The organism is Tardiphaga sp., from assembly GCF_044340795.1.
Classification (GTDB): Bacteria; Pseudomonadota; Alphaproteobacteria; order Rhizobiales; family Xanthobacteraceae; genus Tardiphaga.
In genome coordinates, this window is the sequence record NZ_JBIISY010000028.1 from 18,961 (window position 1) to 40,690 (window position 21,730).

19 protein-coding genes are annotated in these 21,730 nt (G+C 62.2%); 15 read left to right on the top strand and 4 right to left on the bottom strand.

Annotation, left to right across the window (positions count from 1 at the left end; genetic code table 11):
• Nucleotides 1-33 precede the first annotated feature (33 nt).
• The 11 genes from ACIQ17_RS06970 to ACIQ17_RS07020 all read left to right on the top strand — a co-directional run bounded on the left by ACIQ17_RS06970 (nucleotide 34) and on the right by ACIQ17_RS07020 (nucleotide 13,273).
• The gene (locus tag ACIQ17_RS06970; protein ID WP_398466802.1) at nucleotides 34-861 is read left to right on the top strand and encodes an ABC transporter ATP-binding protein; all 828 of its coding nucleotides are present in this window, start codon (nucleotides 34-36) and stop codon (nucleotides 859-861) included.
• Nucleotides 858-1,571, top strand: a complete 714-nt coding sequence (locus ACIQ17_RS06975; protein WP_398466804.1) for an ABC transporter ATP-binding protein — start codon at nucleotides 858-860, stop codon at nucleotides 1,569-1,571. Before ACIQ17_RS06970 ends, ACIQ17_RS06975 begins: the two co-directional genes overlap by 4 nt.
• Before the next feature lie 10 nt (nucleotides 1,572-1,581).
• A complete protein-coding gene (locus tag ACIQ17_RS06980) occupies nucleotides 1,582-2,460 on the top strand; it encodes a branched-chain amino acid ABC transporter permease (RefSeq protein WP_398466806.1) in 879 nt (292 codons plus the stop codon).
• A 2-nt stretch (nucleotides 2,461-2,462) separates the two neighbouring features.
• Nucleotides 2,463-3,488, top strand: a complete 1,026-nt coding sequence (locus ACIQ17_RS06985) for a branched-chain amino acid ABC transporter permease (protein WP_398466808.1) — start codon at nucleotides 2,463-2,465, stop codon at nucleotides 3,486-3,488.
• A gap of 169 nt (nucleotides 3,489-3,657) precedes the next feature.
• Complete coding sequence (locus ACIQ17_RS06990) at nucleotides 3,658-4,887, top strand: ABC transporter substrate-binding protein (RefSeq protein ID WP_398466810.1); 1,230 nt, start codon at nucleotides 3,658-3,660, stop codon at nucleotides 4,885-4,887.
• A 118-nt stretch (nucleotides 4,888-5,005) separates the two neighbouring features.
• A complete protein-coding gene (locus ACIQ17_RS06995; protein WP_398466812.1) occupies nucleotides 5,006-6,232 on the top strand; it encodes an ABC transporter substrate-binding protein in 1,227 nt (408 codons plus the stop codon).
• A 152-nt stretch (nucleotides 6,233-6,384) separates the two neighbouring features.
• Nucleotides 6,385-7,620: an ABC transporter substrate-binding protein gene (locus ACIQ17_RS07000; RefSeq protein WP_398466814.1), complete on the top strand. Its 1,236-nt coding sequence runs from the start codon at nucleotides 6,385-6,387 to the stop codon at nucleotides 7,618-7,620.
• 168 nt (nucleotides 7,621-7,788) lie between these two features.
• A complete protein-coding gene (locus ACIQ17_RS07005) occupies nucleotides 7,789-9,033 on the top strand; it encodes an ABC transporter substrate-binding protein (RefSeq protein ID WP_398466815.1) in 1,245 nt (414 codons plus the stop codon).
• Between the two features lie 167 nt (nucleotides 9,034-9,200).
• Nucleotides 9,201-10,430, top strand: a complete 1,230-nt coding sequence (locus ACIQ17_RS07010; protein WP_398466817.1) for an ABC transporter substrate-binding protein — start codon at nucleotides 9,201-9,203, stop codon at nucleotides 10,428-10,430.
• Between the two features lie 177 nt (nucleotides 10,431-10,607).
• Nucleotides 10,608-11,837, top strand: coding sequence for an ABC transporter substrate-binding protein (locus ACIQ17_RS07015; protein ID WP_398466819.1), 1,230 nt, complete (start codon nucleotides 10,608-10,610; stop codon nucleotides 11,835-11,837).
• A 155-nt stretch (nucleotides 11,838-11,992) separates the two neighbouring features.
• Nucleotides 11,993-13,273: a glycerate kinase gene (locus ACIQ17_RS07020; RefSeq protein WP_398466821.1), complete on the top strand. Its 1,281-nt coding sequence runs from the start codon at nucleotides 11,993-11,995 to the stop codon at nucleotides 13,271-13,273.
• Between the two features lie 210 nt (nucleotides 13,274-13,483).
• Here ACIQ17_RS07020 and ACIQ17_RS07025 read toward each other — a convergent pair whose 3' ends face one another.
• The gene (locus ACIQ17_RS07025) at nucleotides 13,484-13,987 is read right to left on the bottom strand and encodes a MarR family winged helix-turn-helix transcriptional regulator (protein ID WP_398466823.1); all 504 of its coding nucleotides are present in this window, start codon (nucleotides 13,985-13,987) and stop codon (nucleotides 13,484-13,486) included.
• A 183-nt stretch (nucleotides 13,988-14,170) separates the two neighbouring features.
• On the opposite strand from ACIQ17_RS07025, the gene ACIQ17_RS07030 reads away from it, so the two are divergent.
• From ACIQ17_RS07030 to ACIQ17_RS07040, 3 genes are read left to right on the top strand one after another with little or no spacing between them, the layout of a single operon-like run.
• A complete protein-coding gene (locus tag ACIQ17_RS07030) occupies nucleotides 14,171-15,211 on the top strand; it encodes a branched-chain amino acid ABC transporter permease (protein WP_398466825.1) in 1,041 nt (346 codons plus the stop codon).
• A 5-nt stretch (nucleotides 15,212-15,216) separates the two neighbouring features.
• On the top strand, nucleotides 15,217-16,989 hold the full coding sequence (locus tag ACIQ17_RS07035; protein ID WP_398466827.1) for an ATP-binding cassette domain-containing protein: 1,773 nt from the start codon (nucleotides 15,217-15,219) through the stop codon (nucleotides 16,987-16,989).
• Entirely contained in the window at nucleotides 16,986-17,717 is a 732-nt protein-coding gene (locus tag ACIQ17_RS07040; RefSeq protein ID WP_398466829.1) for an ABC transporter ATP-binding protein, read from the top strand. Before ACIQ17_RS07035 ends, ACIQ17_RS07040 begins: the two co-directional genes overlap by 4 nt.
• Nucleotides 17,718-17,784: 67 nt before the next feature.
• Here the strand turns inward: ACIQ17_RS07040 and ACIQ17_RS07045 are convergent, their stop codons facing one another.
• Nucleotides 17,785-18,933, bottom strand: a complete 1,149-nt coding sequence (locus ACIQ17_RS07045) for an ABC transporter substrate-binding protein (protein WP_398466831.1) — start codon at nucleotides 18,931-18,933, stop codon at nucleotides 17,785-17,787.
• Between the two features lie 341 nt (nucleotides 18,934-19,274).
• On the opposite strand from ACIQ17_RS07045, the gene ACIQ17_RS07050 reads away from it, so the two are divergent.
• Entirely contained in the window at nucleotides 19,275-20,483 is a 1,209-nt protein-coding gene (locus tag ACIQ17_RS07050; RefSeq protein WP_398466833.1) for a hypothetical protein, read from the top strand.
• Nucleotides 20,484-20,614: 131 nt separating this feature from the next.
• Here ACIQ17_RS07050 and ACIQ17_RS07055 read toward each other — a convergent pair whose 3' ends face one another.
• Together ACIQ17_RS07055 and ACIQ17_RS07060 are read right to left on the bottom strand one after the other, a co-directional pair.
• Nucleotides 20,615-21,019, bottom strand: a complete 405-nt coding sequence (locus ACIQ17_RS07055) for an META domain-containing protein (protein ID WP_398466835.1) — start codon at nucleotides 21,017-21,019, stop codon at nucleotides 20,615-20,617.
• A 164-nt stretch (nucleotides 21,020-21,183) separates the two neighbouring features.
• Nucleotides 21,184-21,730: L-lactate permease (locus ACIQ17_RS07060; protein ID WP_398466837.1), on the bottom strand; the 547-nt coding region annotated here is incomplete at its 5' end.

The window sequence follows — 21,730 nt, forward strand, 5'->3', positions numbered from 1 at the left end:
CGAAGGCCTTCGTCATATCGACGGGCCTCGCACATGACGCAGGCACAAGTCGCACAAACTCATACGGCGCCGCGTGCGCCTGCTGCATCGGGCAGCCCACTGCTGCAGGTCAACGACGTCAGCGTCGTGTTCGGCGGCATCATCGCATTGAATGGCGTGTCGTTCGACATGCAGAAGGGTCACATCCTCGGCCTGATCGGCCCGAATGGTGCCGGCAAGACCACGCTGTTCAACTGCCTCAGCCGGCTCTATCAGCCAAGCAAGGGCGACATCCTGATGGAAGGCCAGTCGATCCTGACGCGGCCTGCGCACAAGATCTCCGAAATCGGTATCGGCCGCACCTTCCAGAACGTCGCACTGTTTCCGAACCTCACGGTTCGCGACAATGTGCGCGTCGGCAAGCATGCCCGCACCAACAGCGACATCATCAGCGACTCGCTGAAGCTGCCATGGGTGCGCAAGGGCGAAGCGGCGATCAACAAGGACGTCAACGACATCCTTGATTACCTCAACCTCCACGACGTCGCCGATACCATCGTGTCGGGTCTCCCTTTCGGCACCCAGAAGCGCGTCGAACTCGCGCGCGCGCTCGCGGCCGAGCCAAAGATCCTGCTGCTCGACGAGCCGGCCGGCGGCCTCAATCACGAGGAAGTCTATGTGCTCGGCGACCTGATCCGTCGCATCCGCGACGAACGCGACGTCACCGTGCTGCTCGTCGAGCATCACATGGGGCTCGTGATGTCCATCGCCGACCACGTGGTCGCGCTCAACTTCGGCAAGAAACTAGCGGAAGGCACCCCGGCTGCCGTCCAGAAAGATCCGGCTGTCATCAAGGCCTATCTGGGAGACAAGGATTCATGACCGCGATGCTCCATGTAAAGGACCTGCGTGCCTATTACGGCCAGGTCCAGGCGCTGCACGGCCTCGAATTCGATCTCAAGGAAGGCAGCCTCACCACCCTGCTCGGTGCCAATGGCGCCGGCAAGACCACCACGCTGCGGGCGATCTGCAACATGGTGCGCTCCACCGGCTCGATCGAGTTCGAAGGCAAGAAGCTCGACAACAAGTCGACCGAAAGCATTGTGCGGCTGGGCATCGCCCATGTCCCGCAGGGCCGCGGCACCTTCACCACCATGACGGTGGAAGAGAACCTGCAGCTCGGCGCGATCAGCCGCAAGGACACCAAGGCGATCGATGGCGACATCGAGCGCATGTATGACCACTTCCCGGTGCTCAAGCAGCGCCACACCCAGCAGGCCGGCACGCTGTCCGGCGGTGAACAGCAGATGCTCGCGGTGGCCCGTGCGCTGATGCTGCGGCCCCGCCTGATGCTGCTGGACGAGCCTTCCTTCGGCCTTGCGCCCCTGGTCGTGCGGGATCTGTTCAAGATCCTCGGCAAGATCAATCGCGAGGACAAGGTCTCGATCCTGGTCGTCGAGCAGAACGCACAGCTCGCGCTCGAACTCGCCGACAAGGCCTATGTGATCGAAACAGGACGCATCGTGATGTCCGGCACCGCCGACGAGATCGCGAACAACGAAGACGTCCGTAAATCCTATCTGGGATATTGAGGGGGAAGCCATGGAGCTGTTTACCAACCAAGTCCTGGCTGGCATTGCCACGGGCGCGATCTATGCCTGTATGGCGCTCGCAGTCGTGATGATCTACCAGGCGATCGACCATCTGAACTTCGCCCAGGGCGAGATGGCGATGTTCTCGACCTTCGTCGCCTGGCAACTGATGCAGTGGGGCACGCCCTACTGGATCGCTTTCGTCGTCGTGCTGGTCTTCTCCTTCATCGGCGGCGTCGTCATCGAGCGGGCACTGTTCAAGCCGCTCGCGAAAGCGCCGGTGCTGACCCACGTCGCCGGCTTCATCGCGCTGTTCGCCATCGTGAACAGCGTCGCGGGCCTGACCTGGGACTTCACCATCAAGCAGTTCCCGTCGCCATTCGGCTCGGCTCCTTTCCTGGGCAGCCAGCTGATCTCGACCCACCAGGCCGGCATGATCGGCGTCACGCTGGTGCTGCTGATCCTGCTGTTCCTGTTCTTCCGCTTCACCCGCGTGGGTCTGGCGATGCGCGCTGCGGCAGTGATGCCGGAATCGGCTCGCCTGGTCGGCATCAACACCTCGTGGATGATCGCCCTCGGCTGGGGCATGGCCGCCGCGATCGGCTCGATCGCCGGCATGCTGATCGCTCCGGTCGTATTCCTGGAGCCCAACATGATGGGCGGCGTGCTGATCTACGGCTTCGCGGCCGCAGTCGTCGGCGGGTTGTCGAGCCCGCTCGGCGCCGTGATCGGCGGCTTCCTGGTCGGCATCTTCGAGAACCTTGTCGGCACCTATATTCCGGGTGTCGGTAACGAGCTCAAGCTGCCCATCGCACTGGCGCTGATCATCACCGTGCTGGTCGTCAAACCCCATGGCCTGTTCGGCCGTACCATCGTGAAGCGAGTGTGATCATGAGCACCGTTCAAGAAGTCTCCTCTGCTCCGGTCGTCGCCGCTGTTCCCAAAAAGGCGATGTCGCTCGGACCGGTCGCATCCCTGGTGCTGCTCGCATTGCTCGCGATCACGCCGTTCTTCGTGAAGAACTTCATCATCTTCCAGATGACGATGGTTCTGATCTACGCGATCGCGGTGCTGGCGCTGAACATCCTTACGGGTGCCAGCGGCCAGTTCTCGCTGGGCCAGAGCGCGTTCTATGCACTCGGTGCCTATACGTCGGCGATCCTGATCGAACACGCCGGCATGAACTACGCGCTCACGCTTCCGTTTGCCGGCATCATCTGCTTCATCGCCGGCTTCCTGTTCGGCCTGCCCGCACTTCGATTGAGCGGTATCTATCTCGCGCTGGCGACCTTTGCGCTGGCGGTGGCGATGCCGCAGCTCTTGAAGCTCGGCGTGTTCGAGCACTGGACCGGCGGCGTGCAGGGCCTCGTCGTCACCAAGCCGGATGCCCCCGAGATCTTCGCCTCCATGGGGCTGAAGGTGTCGCAGGACATGTGGCTGTATTTCTTCACCCTCGTCGTTGCGATCGCGATCTACATCGTGTCGGTCAATCTACTGAAGTCGCGCTCCGGCCGCGCGATGATGTCGATCCGCGACAACGAGATCGCGGCCTCCGCGATGGGTGTCGATGTGGCGCTCTACAAGACCCTTGCCTTCGGCGTCTCGGCCGGCATCACCGGCATTGCCGGCGGCCTCGGCGCCATCGCGGTGCAGTTCGTGGCGCCGGATGGCTACACCATCCAGCTCGCCATCGCGCTGTTCCTCGGCATGGTGGTCGGCGGCGTTGGCTGGCTGCCGGGCTCGCTCGCGGGTGCGCTGTTCATCGTGTTCGTTCCGAACATTGCTGAGCACGTGTCGAAAGGCCTGTCCGGCGCGGTGTTCGGCGTCATCCTGATCTTCATCATCTTCCTGCTGCCGAACGGAGCACGCCAGCTCGCATACGGTGTGCAGGCGATGTTCAGCAAGATGCGTCGCTGATCGATCAGGTCCAACATTAACTAACGGACATAGAAGCCCCTGCGACGAAAGTTGCGGGGGCTTTTTCTTGCCAGCTCAAGGCGAACCGTATTCAATCCCTCGCGACCAATGTGGTCCAACAAAACGAGACAAAACAACTTCACTCACAATGATCTAGGGAGATCCCGGAATGCCTTTGCTTGGTTCGCGCGCAACGTCCTTTTTGCTTGCCGCATCAGTCTCCGTCGCACTCACTGGCAGCGCGTTTGCGCAGAAGAAATACGACACCGGCGCCACCGACAAGGAAATCAAGATCGGCAACATCATGCCCTACAGCGGACCCGCATCCGCCTATGGCGTGATCGGCACGATCGAATCCGCTTATTTCAAAATGATCAACGACCAGGGCGGCATCAATGGCCGCAAGATCAATTTCATCACTTATGACGATGGCTACTCGCCGCCCAAGGCCGTGGAGCAGGCGCGCAAGCTCGTCGAGTCCGATGAAGTCCTGTTCCTCGCCTCACCGCTCGGCACACCATCGAATTCGGCGATCCAGAAATACATGAACGCCAAGAAGGTGCCGCAGCTGTTCGTGTCGACCGGCGCCACCAAGTTCGGCGAGTACAAGGACTTCCCGTGGACCATGGGCTGGCAGCCCGCCTATCAGAGCGAAGGCCGCATCTATGCCGCCTATCTCCTGAAGGAAAAACCGGATGCCAAAATCGGCGTCATGTATCAGAACGACGATTTCGGCAAGGATCTGCTGAAGGGCCTCAAGGACGGTCTCGGCACCAAGGCTGCATCGATGATCATTTCCGAAGCCAGCTATGAGGTGTCCGAGCCGACCATCGACTCGCACATCGTCAAGCTGCGGGCTGCGGGTGCGGATACATTCGTGTCGATCACCACGCCGAAATTCGCCGCCCAGGCCATCAAGCGCGTCGCCGAGATCGGCTGGAAGCCGATGTACTTCCAGAGCAATGTCGGCGCCTCGGTCGGTTCGGTGCTGAAGCCTGCGGGTTTTGACAACGCGCAGGGCATCCTGTCGGCTGCCTATGCCAAGGATGGCGCCGATCCGCAGTGGGACAATGACGAGGGCATGAAGAAATTTTACGCCTTCCTCGCCAAATATGCCCCGGATGCGAACAAGACCGACGGCTCCGTCGTGTTCGGCTATGGCCATGCGCAGACCATCGTGCAGACGCTCAAGCAGGCTGGCGACGACCTGACGCGCGCCAACATCATGAAGCAGGCGGCCAGCCTCAAGGACTTTGCACCGGACACGCTGCTGCCGGGCATCACCATCAACACCTCGGCCACCGACTTCTACCCGATCGAACAACTTCAGATGATGCGCTTCAAGGGCGACAAGTGGGACCTGTTCGGCCCCATCATCGCCGGCAAGATCGACGGCTGATCGGGTTCCGTCACCATCTTTCTGCCACATCCGCAGTGCCCCTCGCGATCGCATCGCGAGGGGTTTTCTTTGGCGCCGACATTAGCGCCTCCTCGCCATGCCGAGGATTTTTCTGGATATGCCGACGCGCCTTCACTCGCCCGCCCTTGTCGCCATGACGGCGGCCCTGTCCCTCGCCGCGGCTCACCCGGCCTTCGCCCAGAAGCGATACGACCCCGGCGCATCCGACACCGAGATCAGGATCGGCAATATCATGCCCTATAGCGGCCCGGCCTCGGCCTATGGCACCGCGGGGATCATCGAGGCCGCTTATTTCCGCATGATCAACGATCAGGGCGGCATCAACGGGCGCAAGATCAATTTCATCAGCTATGACGATGCCTATAATCCATCCAAGGCCGTAGAACAGGCCCGCAAGCTGGTCGAGAGCGACGAGGTTCTCGCCGTGTTCAATCCGTTGGGCACCCCGTCGAACACGGCCATCCTGAAATATCTGAACGGGAAGAAGGTGCCGCAACTCTTCGTCGGCGCCGGCAGCACGTCGTTCGGCGATCACAAGGCCTGGCCGTGGACCATGGCCTGGCAGCCGCCCTATCAGAGCGAGGGGCGCATCTATGCGAGCTACATCCTGAAGGAAAAGCCCGATGCGAAGATCGCGGTGCTGTACCAGAACGACGATTTCGGCAAGGACGTGCTCAAGGGCCTGAAGGACGGCCTCGGTGACAAGGCCTCGATGATTGTGGCAGCTACCAGCTATGAGGTGAGCGAGCCGACGATCGACAGCCACATCATCAACCTCAAAGCCTCGGGCGCCGATGTCCTGATCAGCGTCACCACGCCCAAATCCGCTGTGCAGGCCATCCGCAAGGTTGCAGCGATGAACTGGAAGCCGCTCTACATCCAGGGCTACGCCAGCGCTTCCGTCGGATCCGTACTGAAACCTGCCGGCCTCGACATCTCCCAAGGCATCCTGTCAGCCTACTACGCCAAGGACGGCTCGGACACGCAATGGGACAATGACGAGGGGATGAAGCGCTTCAGCGCCTTCCTCGCCAAATACGCGCCGGACTACAGCCGCAGCGACATCTCCACCATCTATGGCTATGGCGTCGCGCAGGCGATGGTGCAGGTACTGAGGCAGGCCGGCGACGACCTCACTCGCGCCAATGTAATGAAACAGGCGGCGAGCCTGAAAGACTTTGTCCCGGATATCGTGCTGCCAGGGGTCAAGCTGAACACATCGACGAATGATCACTACCCTATCGAACAACTGCAGATGATGCGTTTCACCGGCGAGAAGTGGGAACCGTTCGGCCCTGTCATTTCGGGCGAGATCAGCCGCTGAGATTTGCCGCCACACGGCATTCACCTGCTCAACAAATCAGCCCTTCGTGAGCCTCTCGCGAAGGGCTTTTCATTGCGGTGCAAATGTGAACCGTGTTCAATCCCGACGGAGCCAAAAAGGCCCGCAAGAACAACAATCATCGGGAGTTTGAAATGCCTTCGATCCGCGCCCACGCGCTGGCATTGTCCGTCGCCGCGAGCTTGAGCCTCGTCGCATCCGGCCACGCGCTTGCCCAGAAAAAATACGACACCGGCGCCACCGATACCGAGATCAAGATCGGCAACATCATGCCGTATAGCGGTCCCGCCTCGTCCTATGGACTGATCGGCAAGACCGAGGCCGCCTATTTCAAGATGATCAACGACAATGGCGGCGTGAACGGCCGCAAGATCAACTTCATCACCTATGACGACGCCTATTCGCCGCCGAAGGCCGTGGAACAGGTGCGCAAGCTGGTGGAGAGTGACGAGGTCCTGCTGGTCTTCAATTCGCTGGGCACGCCCTCGAACACCGCGTTCCAGAAATACATGAACGCCAAGAAGGTGCCGCAGCTGTTCGTCGCCACCGGCGCCAGCAAGTGGAATGATCCGAAGAACTTCCGCTGGACCATGGGCTGGCAGCCGAGCTACGCCGTCGAGGCGCAGATCTATGCCAAATATCTGCTGAAGGAAAAGCCGGACGCCAAGATCGCTGTGGTTTATCAGAACGACGACTTCGGCAAGGACTATCAGAAGGCGTTCCGCGAGGCGTTGGGCACCAAGGCGGCGTCGATGATCGTGATCGAGGAAAGCTACGAGATCTCGACGCCATCGATCGACTCCCACATCGTCAAGGTGAAGTCGCTCAATCCCGATGTGGTGATGCATTTCGTGACGCCGAAATTCGCGGCACAGGGCATCAAGAAGATCGGAGAACTCAACTGGAAGCCGTTGCAGCTCGTCACCAATGTCAGCGTCTCCGTCGGCGCAGTGATGCAGCCCGCCGGCTTCGACAATGCACAGGGCGTGCTGTCGGCCGACTACCGCAAGGACGGCGCCGACCCGCAGTGGAAGGACGATGCCGGCATGAAGAGATGGTCGGCCTTTGTCGACAAATACATGCCGGGCGCCGACCGCACCGACAACAGCCTCGTCTTCGGCTATGGCGCCGCACAGACCATGGTGAAAGTTCTGGAAATGGCCGGCGACAATCTCACGCGCGAGAACGTGATGCAGCAGGCGGCCAGCCTGAAGGATTTTGCGCCGGACACACTGCTGCCGGGCATTACCATCTCCACCTCGGCCACCGACTATGCGCCGATCTCGCAGCTTCGCATGATGCGCTTCAAGGGCGACAAGTGGGAGCTGTTCGGCGACATCATCAATGCCGATGTGAAGGCGCCGGATTAAGTGCACCGCACTCGCCGCACTGCACGCGAATTATCGTGATTCCGGGCCCCTGCGATTTTGTCGCAGGGGCTTTTTCTTGTGACCCGAGGACGACGGGCGTTCAATATGTCGCAGGGGCCGTAGAGCTCCGTAAAAACTGTTGGGACGAAACACCACGGGAGACATTGAATGCTCGCACGATCCGGATTTCCAAGATCATTGCGTCTGGCAGCGATCCCTGCTGCGCTGACTTTTCTGCTCGCCACCACCGGCGCCTTTGCGCAGAAGAAATACGATACCGGCGCGACCGATACCGAGATCAAGATCGGTAACATCATTCCTTATAGCGGCCCCGCATCAGCCTATGGCGTGATTGGTAAGACCGAGGCCGCCTATTTCGCCATGGTCAATGCGCAGGGCGGCATCAACGGACGCAAGATCAACTTCATCAGCTATGACGATGCCTATTCGCCGCCGAAGGCCGTGGAACAGGTGCGCAAGCTGGTGGAGAGCGACGAAGTGCTCGTCGTGTTCAATCCGCTCGGCACGCCGTCGAACACCGCGATCCAGAAATATCTCAACGGCAAGAAGGTGCCCCAGCTCTTCGTCGCGACTGGCGCCACCAAATGGAACGATCCGAAGAATTTTCCATGGACCATCGGCTGGCAGCCCTCCTATCAGAGCGAGGCCGTGATCTATGCGAAGTATTTGCTGAAGGAGAAGCCTGACGCGAAGATCGGCATCATCTACCAGAATGATGACTTCGGGAAAGATTATCTGAAAGGTTTCCGGGACGGTCTCGGCGCCAAGGCGGCGACGATGATCACGGTCGAGGACAGTTACGAGGTCGCCGAGCCGACGATGGATACCCATGTGGTGAAGGTCAAATCCGCCAATCCGGATGTGCTCATGATCTTCGCCTCGCCGAAATTCGCCGCGCAGATCATCCGCAAGACCGGCGAACTCGGTTGGAAGCCACTGCAGATCATGACCAATGTCAGCATCTCCGTCGGCGCCGTCATGCAGCCCGCCGGCTTTGAGAATGCGCAGGGCGTGTTGTCGGCGTCCTACAGCAAGGATGGTACCGATCAGCAATGGAAGGACGATCCGGGCATCAAGAAATGGTCGGCTTTCCTCGACAAATACTATCCCGAAGCCAACAAGGCCGACTCCGGCACGATCTACGGCTACGGCGCTGCCCAGACCCTGGTGAAAGTGCTCGAAATGTGCGGTGACGACCTCACCCGCGCCAATGTGATGAAACAGGCTGCCAGCCTGAAGGACTACGTACCGGACACGATGCTGCCGGGCGTGAAGATCAACACGTCAGCCACCGACTTCGCGCCGATCTCGCAACTGCAGATGCAGCGCTTCAAGGGCCAGGCGTGGGAGCGCTTTGGCGAGATCTTTAGCGGCGACGTCGCGACGCAATAGTCCCGCGGTCTGCTACAGTAGCAAGATACCCAACGCCCCGCCCTCGCGACAATGTCGCGGGGGCTTTTTCTTGCCGCCACTTCCGCGCGGGTGTTGAATGTCGCGAGGAGCCGGAGAGCTCCAGCGTCAACAAACATGACACACAAGCCATCATCAGGGAGACAGAAATGCCTGCAATGCATCTGCGTTTGGCCGTGCTTCCGGCTGCCGTCGCCATCCTCGCCGCCACCACATCGGGTGTGCTTGCCCAAAAGAAGTATGGCCCCGGCGTCACCGACACCGAGATCAAGGTCGGCAATATCATGCCCTATAGCGGCCCCGCTTCCGCCTACGGCGTGATCGGCAAGACCGAGGAAGCCTATTTCAAGAAGATCAATGCCGAGGGCGGCATCAACGGCCGCAAGATCAACTTCATCAGCTATGACGATGGCTATTCGCCACCGAAGACTGTCGAGCAGGCGCGCAAGCTGGTGGAGAGCGATGAAGTGCTGCTCGTCTTCAATCCGCTCGGCACACCACCCAATTCGGCGATCCACAAATACATGAACGCCAAGAAGGTGCCGCAGCTGTTCGTCGCCACCGGCGCGACCAAGTGGAACGATCCGAAGGATTTTCCATGGACCATGGGCTGGCAGCCTAGCTACCAGTCCGAAACGCAGATCTATGCCAAGTATCTTTTGAAGGAACGGCCGAATGCCAAGATCGGCGTGCTGTTCCAGAACGATGACTACGGCAAGGACTATCTGAAGGGCCTCAAGGACGGACTGGGCGCCAAGGCCGCCACGATGATCATCGCGGAGGAAGCCTATGAAACCTCCCAGCCAACCATCGACAGCCATATCGTCAAGCTGAAGTCGTCCGGCGCCGATGTCTTCATCAACATCACCACGCCGAAATTCGCCGCCCAGGCGATCAAGAAGATCGCCGAGATCGGCTGGAAGCCCGAGCACTTCCTCAACAATGTCTCGGCCTCGGTCGGCAGCGTGATGAAGCCCGCCGGCTTCGAGAACGGCCAGGGGATCATCTCGGCCGCCTACGCCAAGGATGTGTCCGATCCGCAGTGGAAGGATGACGCCGGCATGAAGACCTTCCTCGCCTTCCTGGCGAAGGACTTTCCGGAGGGCAACAAGCTCGACGGCAATGTCATCGTCGGTTACGGCGCAGCACAAACGCTGGTGCAGGTGCTGAAGCAGTGCGGCGACGATCTCACCCGCGAGAATGTCATGAAGCAGGCTGCCAGTCTGAAGGACTACCGCACCGAGATCCTGCTGCCGGGCATCAAGATCAACACGTCGGCAACGGACTTCGCGCCGATCAGTCAGTTGCAACTGATGCGCTTCAAGGGCGAGATGTGGGAGCTGTTCGGCGACATCATCAGCGCCGACGTCGCCGGCTGATCATTCCTTCCAGCGAAATAAGCGAGGCCTGCGACCAAAGTCGGCGCAGGCCTCGCGCATTTCCGGGACGCTTTCCATTGGAGCCACTGAGCATTCGCGGTAAGACCCGCTCGCAAACGCGAGAGCGCGTTTGCCGAACAAGAAAATCATGCCTTGCAAGCAAGGGAAGGAACTCGAATGTCCGCCACGTCCGTGCGGCTTGCTGCCCTCTCGGCCGCCGCCATGTTGCTCGCCGCCTCCTCGACCACAGCCTTCGCCCAGAAGAAATACGACACCGGCGCCAGCGATACCGAAATCAAGCTCGGCAATATCGTGCCCTATAGCGGACCGGCCTCGGCCTATGGCGCCGTCGGCAAGGCGCAGGCCGGCTATTTCAAGATGATCAACGACAAGGGCGGCATCAATGGCCGCAAGATCACCTTCATCTCCTATGACGACGCCTATTCGCCGCCCAAGGCCGTTGAGCAGACCCGCAAGCTGGTCGAGAGCGATGAAGTGCTGCTGATGTTCTCCGCGCTCGGCACGCCGTCCAACACGGCCATCCACAAATACATGAATGCGAAAAAGGTGCCGCAGCTGTTCCTGGCCACCGGCGCCACCAAGTGGAACGATCCGAAACACTTCCCCTGGACCATGGGCTATCTGCCGAGCTACCAGAGCGAAGGTCGCATCTATTCGCAGTATCTGATGAAGGAGAAGGCCGGCGCCAAGGTCGGCGTGCTCTATCAGAACGACGATTTCGGCAAGGACTATCTCAAGGGCCTCCGAGACGGTTTTGGCGACAAGGCATCGTCGATCGTCATCGAGGACAGCTATGAGCTGACCGAGCCGACGGTCGATTCGCATATCGTGAAGATCAAGGCTGCAAACCCGGACGTCGTCGTCATCTTCGCGACGCCGAAATTTGCCGCGCAGACCATCAAGAAGATCGCCGAACTCGGCTGGAAGCCCACCATGATCGTCCCCGGCGTCAGCGTCTCGGTCGGCCAGGTGCTGCGCCCCGCCGGCATCGAGAACGCGCAGGGCGTGATCTCCGCGCATTACGCCAAGGACGCCACCGACCCGCAGTGGAAGGACGATCCCGGCATGATCGCCTACAAGGAATTCCTCGCGAAATATGTCCCGGACGGCAATCCCGCGGATTCCTCGCTGATGTCCGGCTACAACATCGCCGAGACCATGGCGATCCTGCTCAAGCAGTGCGGCGACGACCTCACCCGCGCCAACGTGATGAAGCAGGCCGCTAACCTGAAGGACATCCAGCAGTCGACCCTGCTGCCGGGCGTCAAGGTCAACACCTCGCCTACCGACTTCGCGCCCATCGACCAGATGCAGATGATGAAGTTCGAAGGCGAGAGCTGGAAGCTGTTCGGCGAAGTGATGAAGGGCGAGGTGGGGACGAACTGAGGTTCGTTGTTTTTTCCCCTCTCCCGCTTGCGGGAGAGGGCCTGAAGCTGACCGTCCCTCTCCCGTCTCGATGACCTCCGGTCATCGATCCACCCTCTCCCCGCAAGCGGGAGAGGGGATTGCCGCCCCCACAATTGCCCGTCATAACCCCTCCCATGACTGACAAACGCCCCCTGCTCCGCGCCATTTTCGATGCCGCTGTCGCTGCAGCGCATCCTGACGTCATTCTCAGCGCCCACCTGCCGGCGCCGCCGAAAGGCCGCATCATCTGCCTCGCCGCCGGCAAGGGCGCCGCGGCCATGGCTGCCGCCGCCGAAGCGCATTACCTCGACACGCTGAAGCTCGATCCCGAGCGCCTGACCGGCATCGCCACCACCCGCCACGGCCATGGCGTTCCGACCCGCCGCATCCGCGTGGTCGAGGCGGGCCATCCCGTGCCGGATGAGGCCGGGATGAAGGGCGCCGACGACACCCTCGCGCTCGCCGCCACTGCCGCCGCCGACGACCTGCTGCTGGTGCTGATCACCGGTGGCGGCTCCGCCAACTGGACCGCGCCAGTCACCGGCATCACGTTCCAGCAGAAGCAGCAGCTCAATCGCGCGCTGCTCCGCTCCGGCGCAGTGATCGGCGAGATCAACACGGTGCGAAAGCATCTGTCCCGCATCAAGGGCGGCCGTCTCGCCCGCGCCGGACAGAAGGCCGAGATCCTGTCGCTGGCCATCTCCGACGTGCCGCATGACGATCCCGCGGTGATCGCCTCTGGCCCGACCGTGCCGGATTCCACGACGCTCGCGGACGCCCGCGCCATTGTCGCCAAATACAAGCTTGCAGTCGATGATGCCGTCAATGCCGCACTGAACGATGAAGCCAATGAAAGCGTGAAGCCGAACGATCCCGCCTTCGCACGGGCCAGCTTCAAGCTGATCGCGCGTCCGAAGGAATCGCTCGATGCCGCCGCGCAGGTGGCACGCGATGCCGGCTATGAGGTCATCGATCTCGGCGCCGATCTCGAAGGTGAGGCCCGCGAGGTCGCGGCTGAGCATGCCAGGATGGCGCTGAAGGCGCAGGCCGACGGCCGGAAGATCGCAATCGTTTCCGGCGGTGAGCTGACTGTCACTGTGATCGGCAATGGCCGCGGCGGTCCTAACCAGGAATATGCGCTGGCGCTGGTGGATGCCTTCAAGGACACCACGGGCATTGTCGCACTCGCCGGTGACACGGACGGCGCGGATGGCGGCGCAGGCAGTGCCAGCGATCCGGCCGGCGCATTGCTCGATGCGAAGACGTTCGAAGCCATGCGTGCGCAGAAGCTCGATCCCATCGCGTCACTGAAGAACAACGACGCAACGACGTTCTTCACAGCTACGGGCGATCTGCTGCAGACCGGGCCAACGCTGACGAACGTGAATGATGTTCGGGTTATTTTGGTGGGGTGAAGTTTTCCCTCCCCCAAGCCGCGGAGCGGCGCGGCGGGGAGGGTGGATCGAAGCGAGCATTCAGCGAGCTTCGAGACGGGTGGGGTCTATCCCCACGTGACGTCGGAGCGCGGGGAGAGCCCCCACCCCCGCCTATCGGCGGACCCTCCCCGCTGCGCGGCTACGCCGCTTGGGGGAGGGAAATCACATGCCACAGCGCGTCGTTGCGACTCAAAACTCGTTCGCGATCTTCGCCATCATCCCGAGCAACGCCTTGTGCTCTCCCGGCCCGAGCAATTCGATGAGCCGCGCCTCGTGCCGCGTCGCCACCAGTTTCTTGGCCCGGGCCAGCGTGGCGCGGCCCTTGTCCGTCAGCATCAGTACATGCGAGCGGCGGTCGCTCGGCGAGCGCATCCGCGTCAACAGATCGCGGCTTTCCAGGCCGTCCAGCATCGCCACGAAATTCGGACGCAGGATGCCAAGCGTGTTGGCGATTTCTGTCTGGTTCCGCCCGGGATTGGTGTCGAGCAACAGCAGCACCGAGAACTGTGCCGGCGTCAGTTGCAGCGGCGCCATGCAGCGATGGAAATCATCGAACACCTTCAGTTGCGCACGCTTGATCACATAGCCCAGCAGCTCACTGAGCTCGCCCATCTGCAATGCATCGCCATCCTCAGCGAAGCTGGCCAGGTCCGGTCTGGCGGAATCCTGAATGGGGGTTTTGGACGTCGTCATCGCTCGCCTTCCGCGAATCCCGGTGGTTCAATGTCACACCCGGTCGAGTTGCGGCTGGGCTTGAGTTATGATCAATAATCGTTATCAAATATACCAAATATGTGAGCGGGTTCAACCGCCATTGTTGATTGTCCTGCCCCTGTGGTATCCGCCGCGGCAGGCAATATGGGGGAGCGTCCGGCCTTGAATACGACGATCTTGCTGTTCCTGCTTCAGGACGGCATCACCAATGGCGCGATCTATGCGCTGCTGGGACTGGCACTGGTGCTGGTCTTCGCGGTCACGCGCGTGATCCTGATCCCCCAGGGCGAGTTCATCACCTTCGGCGCGCTGACCTATGCCAGCCTCTCGGCCGGGCAGATGCCGGGAACCATCAAGCTGGCGGTGGCCATGGGCGTCGTTGCCTTCGCCTTCGACCTGTTCACCTTCCGCCGGGCGCTGCAGGCCAAGCGTGTCTTGCGCTCAGTGGCCGTCAATATCGTGTTCCCGCTCGCCATCTGGGGGATCATGCTGGCGCTGGCGGGCAAGCCGTCCAGCATCCCGGTCAATATCGCGCTGTCGCTGCTGATCGTCGCCGCCATCGGCCTGTACCTCTACCGCATCGCTTATCAGCCGATTGCGCACACATCCGTCCTGGTGCTGCTGATCGCCTCGGTGGGCTGCCACCTCGCGCTGCAGGGCTTCGGCCTCGTCTTCTTCGGCGCTGAAGGCCAGCGTGGCCCGGCGATCTCGACCGATGCCATCACCATCGGCGCCCTGCGCTTCACCGGCCAGAGCATCGCCGTCTATGGCATCACCATCGCGCTGATCGTCGGCCTGTGGCTGTTCTTCGGCTACACGCTCTATGGCAAGGCCCTGCGCGCCACCGCGGTGAACCGCCTCGGCGCCCGCCTTATCGGCATCCGCACCACGCTGTCGGGCCAGCTGGCCTTCCTGCTGGCCTCGGTCATCGGCGCCATCTCCGGCATCCTGATCGTGCCGATCACCACGCTCTATTACGACACCGGCTTCCTGATCGGTTTAAAGGGCTTCGTCGCCGCGATCATCGGCGGCCTCGTGAGCTATCCCCTCACCGCCGCCGCGGCGATCCTGGTCGGTTGCGTCGAGGCATTCTCGTCCTTCTATGCCAGCAACTACAAGGAAGTGATCGTCTTCACACTGATCCTGCCGGTTCTGCTGCTGCGCTCGCTCGCAGCTCCTGAAGTCGAAGAAGAGAAGGATTGAGCGCCATGACGTCGCGTCTCCTTCCCATCTTCGCTTTCGCCGTCGTGATGGCCGTGATCCCGTTCATCCCCGGCATCCCGCCGTTCTGGATCGTGCTGCTCGACAATATCGGCCTCGCCTCGCTGGTCGCCATGGGCCTCGTCCTGCTCACGGGCGTGGGCGGCCTCACCTCCTTCGGCCAGGCTGCATTCTGTGGTTTCGGCGCCTACACGACAGCCGTTCTGTCCACCGCCTATGGCGTGTCGCCATGGCTGACGCTGCCGCTGTCGCTGCTGGTGGCGGGCTTTGCCGCTGTGCTGCTCGGCCTGCTGACCATGCGCTTGTCCGGCCATTATCTGCCGCTCGGCACCATCGCCTGGGGCATCAGCCTGTACTACCTGTTTGGCAAACTGGAATTCCTCGGCCGCAATGACGGTATCTCCGGCATCCCGCCGCTGTCGATCGGCTCATGGAAGATGCTCGATCCCGGCACGATCTACTTCCCGATCTGGATCGCCGTCATCATCGCTGCCCTGCTCTCCATGAATCTGCTGGACTCCCGCACCGGCCGTGCCATCCGCGCGCTGCGCCGCGGCCATGTCGCCGCCGAAGCCTTCGGCGTGCAGACGGCGCGGGCCAAGCTGCTGGTGTTCATCTACGCCGCCGTGCTGGCCGGCCTGTCTGGCTGGCTCTATGCGCATTTCCAGCGCGCCGCGAACCCGACGCCGTTCGGCCCGCATCTCGGCATCGAATATCTGTTCATCGCCGTCGTCGGCGGCGCCGGTTATGTCTGGGGCGGCGTGCTCGGCGCAGCCGTGGTCATCATCCTGAAGGAAGCGCTGCAGAGCTACCTGCCGGCCTTGCTCGGCGGCAGCGGCCAGCTCGAGGCTATCGTGTTCGGCATCCTGCTCGTCGCATTGCTGCAGCTCGCACCCACCGGCATGTGGCCGTGGCTGACCTCGCTGCTGCCCGCGAGGGAAAGCCGCAAGCGTCCCGCCCCGGCCGATGCACTGCCCGGCCGCGCGGAGAGCGCACCGGCCGATGGCGTGCTCCTGCAGGTCGAAAAGGCGCGCAAGCAGTTCGGCGGCGTAGTCGCCGTCAATGACGTCTCCTTCGAGGTCAAGAGCCGCGAGATCGTCGCGCTGATCGGCCCGAACGGTGCCGGCAAGAGCACGACGTTCAACCTGATCACCGGCGTGCTGCCCGCAACGGCCGGCCTGGTCACGGTGCGCGGCGAAAGCGTCTCCGGCGCACCGCCGCAGAAAGTCGTCAAACTCGGCGTCGCCCGCACGTTCCAGCATGTGAAGCTCGTGCCCGACATGACCGTGCTGGAAAACGTCGCCCTTGGCGCGCATCTGCGTGGCAGCTCGGGCGCGATCGCCAGCATGCTGCGGCTCGATCGTGCCGATGAAGCAAAACTGCTGGCCGAAGCCGCCAGGCAGATCGAGCGCGTCGGCCTCGGCGACCAGATGAACCAGCTCGCCGGCTCGCTCTCGCTCGGCCAGCAGCGCATCGTCGAGATCGCGCGCGCGCTCTGCGTCGATCCGATGCTGCTCCTGCTCGACGAGCCCGCCGCCGGCCTGCGCCATATGGAGAAGCAACAGCTCGCGGCATTGCTGCGCCAGCTCCGCGAAGGCGGCATGTCGGTCCTCCTCGTCGAGCACGACATGGGCTTTGTCATGAATCTCGCCGATCGTATCGTGGTGCTCGATTTCGGCACCAAGATCGCGGAAGGTACGCCGGCCCAGATCAAGACCAATCCCGACGTGATCAAGGCCTATCTCGGAGCCGCCGCATGACCGCGTTGTTGAAAGTCACCGACGCGCATGTGTCCTATGGCAAGGTCGAGGCCGTCCGCGCCGTCAATCTCGAGGTGCGCGACGGCGAGATCGTCACCATCATCGGCGCCAATGGCGCCGGCAAGACGACTCTGCTCAACGCCACCATGGGCATCCTGCCGCTGAAAGGCGGTGTGAGCTTCGCCGGCAGGGAAATCAGCAAGCTCGACATCGAGGACCGCGTTGCCGCCGGCCTCAGCCTCGTGCCCGAGCATCGCGAACTCTTCGCCACGATGAATGTGGAAGACAATCTCCTGCTCGGCGCCTTCCGCATCGACAAGGCGACCGCCGCACGCTCGTTCGAGCGCGTCTACACCCTGTTCCCCCGCCTCAGGGAACGCCGCAAGCAGCTCGCCGGCACGCTCTCCGGCGGCGAACAGCAGATGCTCGCCATGGGGCGCGCGCTGATGGGCGCACCGAAGCTGCTCATGCTGGACGAACCAAGTCTCGGCCTCGCACCGATCATCGTCGCCGACATCTTCCGCATCGTCGGCGAACTCAAGGCCGCCGGCGTCGCGGTGCTGCTGGTGGAACAGAACGCGCAGGCCGCATTGAAGATCGCGGACCGCGCCTATGTGATGGAGCTCGGCGAATTCGTGCTCGACGGCAAGGCCAGCGACATCGCGAGCAACCAGCGCGTGGTGGCCAGCTATCTCGGCTTCCAGCACGAGGGCGACAGCGCGATCTAGCCATCAGCGGTCCAAACAAAAAGCCGGCGGTCTCACGACCGCCGGCTTTGTTTTGTGCTCAGCGAGTTCACTTCGCCGGAACGTATTTCCCGTCCTTCACCGTCAGCAGGATACGCGAGCGGTCGTCGACGCCGTTGCGATCCTTTTCGGTGTAGTTGTAAACGCCCTGGCTCGCCGGGATCTCACGCTCGGTGAGCAATGCCTGGCGGATGGCTTCGCGGAATTCCGGCGTGCCGGGCTTGGCCGTCTTGAGCGCGACGGGCACGACGCGCTTCAGCACTTCGAACACGTCATAGGAGTGACCGGCGAACTGGCTGCGGCTGTTGGCGCCATACTTGGCTTCATAGGCCGTGTTGAGTGCGAGGCCCGGCTTCTTGGTCAGCGCCGAATCCGGCTGGCCTTCCGGGTTCATCACCGGACCCGCGGCCATCAGCACGCCTTCCGCTGCCTTGCCGGCGATGCGGATGAAGTCCGACGACGCTGCGCCGTGGGTCTGGTAGATCAGGCCCTTGTAGCCGCGGTCACGCAGTTCCGACTGCGGCATGCCCGCGCCTGTGCCGGCGGCGCCGATCAGGATGGCGTCGGGATTGCTGGCGATCAGCTTCAGCGCCTGACCGGTGATCGATGTATCCGGACGCGCGAAACGCTCCTCGGTGACGATCTTCATGCCCATCGGGCCGGTCTGGGTCTTCAGGTCGTTGAACCACAGATCGCCATAGCTGTCGGAATAGCCGATATAGCCGATGGTCTTCACGCCATTCGCCTTCATGTGGTCGTACATGATCTTGCCGACGATCTCGACCGGCTGCGGCATGTCCACCGACCACTTTTCGCGGGCTGGGGTGAACGGCATCGGCGACAGGCTGAAATGCGGAATGCCGGCTTCGTTGGCGACGGCCGAGATGGCGATCGACGGCGGCACGATCGACGAGCCGATGATGATGTCGGCCTTGGATTCCGACACGAAGCGACGGGTATTGGTGGTCGCGGTCGTTGGATCGCCGCCGTCGTCGAGGACGATCAGCTTCAGCGGCACGCCGCCGATTTCCTTCGGCACGAATTCCAGCGCGTTGCGCGCCGGCACGCCGAGGGCTGCGGCCGGACCGGTGGTCGACAGGCTGACGCCGATGGTGATTTCTGGGCTCTGGGCTTCCGCCGGGGAAGCAACGACCAGCGCAGCGGCAACGGCCGCGATCGCCAGATGAAGCTTGGACATTTCTTGTTACTTTCTTGGATCAATGGCACGGCAGCCGGAACGGCACGGGACCGCAGGCTGGCGCGGATGGCACTCTGCGCGGAACGCGCACGGCAAGAAGCCGTCCCTCGGGTGAAGGCGGCCTTGGTTAGCCAATATTGCGTTGCAGGGAAAGCGGCTTGGCGCCGCGGGCGCTCAACCAAAGGTATGGTGTCAAATGCTCCCGCGCACGGGGGAGCGGTAAAGAAAGACGCCAGCGCGCCTTTTCTGGCCAGCATAGTTCTGATTCAATCCGCGAATAGTCTGGCGCGATCAGAATCACTCCACCGCGTCCAATTTCAGACCCGTCCAAAGGCATTTACATGCGCGCGCTTCCCCTCTGCCTGTTCGGCCTCGCGGCAACGGCATCACTCGCAACCGTCAATGTCGCTGTTGCGCAAATGAAGGCCGCTCCCAAGACCCAGGTTGTTGGCCCCGAGATCCGCTACTTCAGCTCCATCGATGGATTGATGGATGGCAATGCCGACGTGATCCTGAAGGAGACACGGCAGGGCAAGACAGTGACCGGCGCGACGCTGGATGTCTGCTATCCCGCCGAGAAGGGCACCGATCGCAAGGACCGCTTTGTCGCCAATCTCACGGTCAATGGCCAGACGCTGTCGGGCGCGACCGAGACACAGGTCGACAAGCTGCCGGTGACCGTGAAGCTGAACCGCCGACCGACCGGCGACACGTTTGAATTCAAGGGCCAGGTGACGGTCGGCCAGACCACCACGAGCCTGACCTCGGCGGACAACGCCGATCAGAGCGAGAAGGAATACCTGCAGAACCAGGGCAGCGATGAAAGTCTCGTCGTCGCGCCGAAGGATTTCAGCGAGGTGTCACCGGAATCCATTGCGGTGAAGATCAAGCTGGAAGCGGCACTCGACTTCGTCCGCTCGCTGCGCGGCCAGAGTGTCGAAGTCTCGCTCGGCAGCCTGTCTGTCAGCTGCGAGGCGCTGCGTGCCGGCGAACAGGTCATCAATCTTTCCGTCGATCCGGAGCGGGCGGTGGAGTTCGTCGCCAAGACAAAGACCTATCCTGGCGTCGTCGCCGTCGGCTGGACGGCCGGCGCGATCGACATGGAGCGCACGGTGCGCTTCGATGCAACGGGCTGGAAAAGCGGCGACAAGATCGATCGCAGCAAGCTGGCCACCACGCTGGCGAATGTGCTGGCCAAGACCATGGGCGCAAAGTCATCGGCGACGGCGTGGGACGACGAGACCGGCAAACTGAAGCTGACCTTCAAACGGCCGAGCCAGGTCATGCCCGCGCTCGAACTGACGGAGAATGTGGAAGTCGGCGCCGTGGTGTCGCCGGACAAGCCCGGCGCGACGGACAAGCTCATTTTGTGGATCTCGGCGCCGTCGGTGACAACGGTGGACGAGGCGTCCGGCGCGAAGCTGGCGCTGGCGGATTCGCCGGCCACCGATGAAGAAAGCGATCCGCGCGATGACAATGGCGCGGTGGCGGCCGTGGCTGCGGAATTCAAGGCGCAGCGTTGGGACTCGGAGAAGAGCGGGTGGAAGTAAGCCACTCCCTACGCTGTCATCACCCGCGAAACCGGGTGATCCAGTACACGGCGACGGACATGCAAGATCGCCAGTGACAGTGTTTACTGGATCGCCCGGTCAAGCCGGGCGACGACAGAATGTGGGTGCTCTTAATTCGTATTCAGCCGAAACCGCAGTGTCTTCGGTCCGATGAACGTCACCGTATCGCCGCGCCGTTGCCAGTTGGTCGCGGCACCGAGATCCGCCAATAGCTGATCGTCCAGTTGCACCTGCGCCTCCGTGCAGTTGCGGTTGACGATCGTACCCGGCACGAACACCACCGTGTTGCCGGCGACCGAGAACTGTCCCTTCCCGCCCTTGCACCACAGCTCGACCATCGCCTCGCCCGCATCACCGATTTCGAGATTGGGGATGCGCTTCGAGCCAGGCATGCGCTGGGCGTCCAGCGTCATCTCGAGACCGAACGGGAAATCATCAGCGGCGTGCGCCGGCCATGAGAACAGAAGTGCCGCGCCAGCCATGGCGGCGCGCAGCAATGTCGTATTGGAAATCATCGGATATCCCGGTTCTGGAAGGGTCGTCGACACCCGCGCGGTTCTACGCGAGACGGCCGGATTTGACCAGAAAGGTCGGGACACAATGTGGTGGCGCAAACAAAATCCCCGCCGCCTGATGGCGACGGGGAAAAGCAATTTCGCATCGAATATGCTGCGACCCGCTATTTCGGAGCAGCAATCACCATTTCCGTGAACGGATAGACATAGGCCTGCAGCATCACGAAGCCGCCGACCATGCAGGCCAGCACGATGGAGTGCCAGAACACGAAGCGCAGGATCGAGCCTTCATGGCCGAACCAGTTGGTCGCGGTGGACGCCACCACGATCGACTGCGCGTCGATCATCTTGCCCATCACGCCGCCCGACGAGTTCGCCGCCGCCATCAAGACGCCCGACAGGCCGAGCTGCTCGGCGGTGATCCGCTGCAGCCCGCCGAACAGGACGTTCGAGGCCGTGTCCGACCCGGTCAGCGCGACGCCGAGCCAGCCGAGCAGCGTGCCGAAGAACGGGTACAGGATGCCGGTGCCCGCGAAGGCGAGGCCCAGCGTGGCGTCGACGCCGGCGTAGCGGGTGAGCACGCCGAGCGCGAGCATCGCCGCAATGGTGATCAGCGAGAAGCGCAGCGCCCAGATCGTCTCGATATAGGCGGTGACGAGGCGCAGCGGCGAGAACCGCATGATCAGCCCGGAGATGATCGCCGCGATCAGC

Bases quoted from the DNA above. Each gene is read 5' to 3' on its own strand.
- ACIQ17_RS07020 (WP_398466821.1), top strand. From the start codon at position 11,993: ATGACTGACAAACGCCCCCTGCTCCGCGCCATTTTCGATGCCGCTGTC.
- ACIQ17_RS06985 (WP_398466808.1), top strand. From the start codon at position 2,463: ATGAGCACCGTTCAAGAAGTCTCCTCTGCTCCGGTCGTCGCCGCTGTT.
- ACIQ17_RS06970 (WP_398466802.1), top strand. From the start codon at position 34: ATGACGCAGGCACAAGTCGCACAAACTCATACGGCGCCGCGTGCGCCT.
- ACIQ17_RS06980 (WP_398466806.1), top strand. From the start codon at position 1,582: ATGGAGCTGTTTACCAACCAAGTCCTGGCTGGCATTGCCACGGGCGCG.
- ACIQ17_RS07045 (WP_398466831.1), bottom strand. From the start codon at position 18,933: ATGTCCAAGCTTCATCTGGCGATCGCGGCCGTTGCCGCTGCGCTGGTC.
- ACIQ17_RS06995 (WP_398466812.1), top strand. From the start codon at position 5,006: ATGCCGACGCGCCTTCACTCGCCCGCCCTTGTCGCCATGACGGCGGCC.
- ACIQ17_RS07000 (WP_398466814.1), top strand. From the start codon at position 6,385: ATGCCTTCGATCCGCGCCCACGCGCTGGCATTGTCCGTCGCCGCGAGC.
- ACIQ17_RS07050 (WP_398466833.1), top strand. From the start codon at position 19,275: ATGCGCGCGCTTCCCCTCTGCCTGTTCGGCCTCGCGGCAACGGCATCA.
- ACIQ17_RS07035 (WP_398466827.1), top strand. From the start codon at position 15,217: ATGACGTCGCGTCTCCTTCCCATCTTCGCTTTCGCCGTCGTGATGGCC.
- ACIQ17_RS07005 (WP_398466815.1), top strand. From the start codon at position 7,789: ATGCTCGCACGATCCGGATTTCCAAGATCATTGCGTCTGGCAGCGATC.
- ACIQ17_RS07040 (WP_398466829.1), top strand. From the start codon at position 16,986: ATGACCGCGTTGTTGAAAGTCACCGACGCGCATGTGTCCTATGGCAAG.
- ACIQ17_RS07025 (WP_398466823.1), bottom strand. From the start codon at position 13,987: ATGACGACGTCCAAAACCCCCATTCAGGATTCCGCCAGACCGGACCTG.
- ACIQ17_RS07010 (WP_398466817.1), top strand. From the start codon at position 9,201: ATGCCTGCAATGCATCTGCGTTTGGCCGTGCTTCCGGCTGCCGTCGCC.
- ACIQ17_RS06990 (WP_398466810.1), top strand. From the start codon at position 3,658: ATGCCTTTGCTTGGTTCGCGCGCAACGTCCTTTTTGCTTGCCGCATCA.
- ACIQ17_RS06975 (WP_398466804.1), top strand. From the start codon at position 858: ATGACCGCGATGCTCCATGTAAAGGACCTGCGTGCCTATTACGGCCAG.
- ACIQ17_RS07055 (WP_398466835.1), bottom strand. From the start codon at position 21,019: ATGATTTCCAATACGACATTGCTGCGCGCCGCCATGGCTGGCGCGGCA.
- ACIQ17_RS07015 (WP_398466819.1), top strand. From the start codon at position 10,608: ATGTCCGCCACGTCCGTGCGGCTTGCTGCCCTCTCGGCCGCCGCCATG.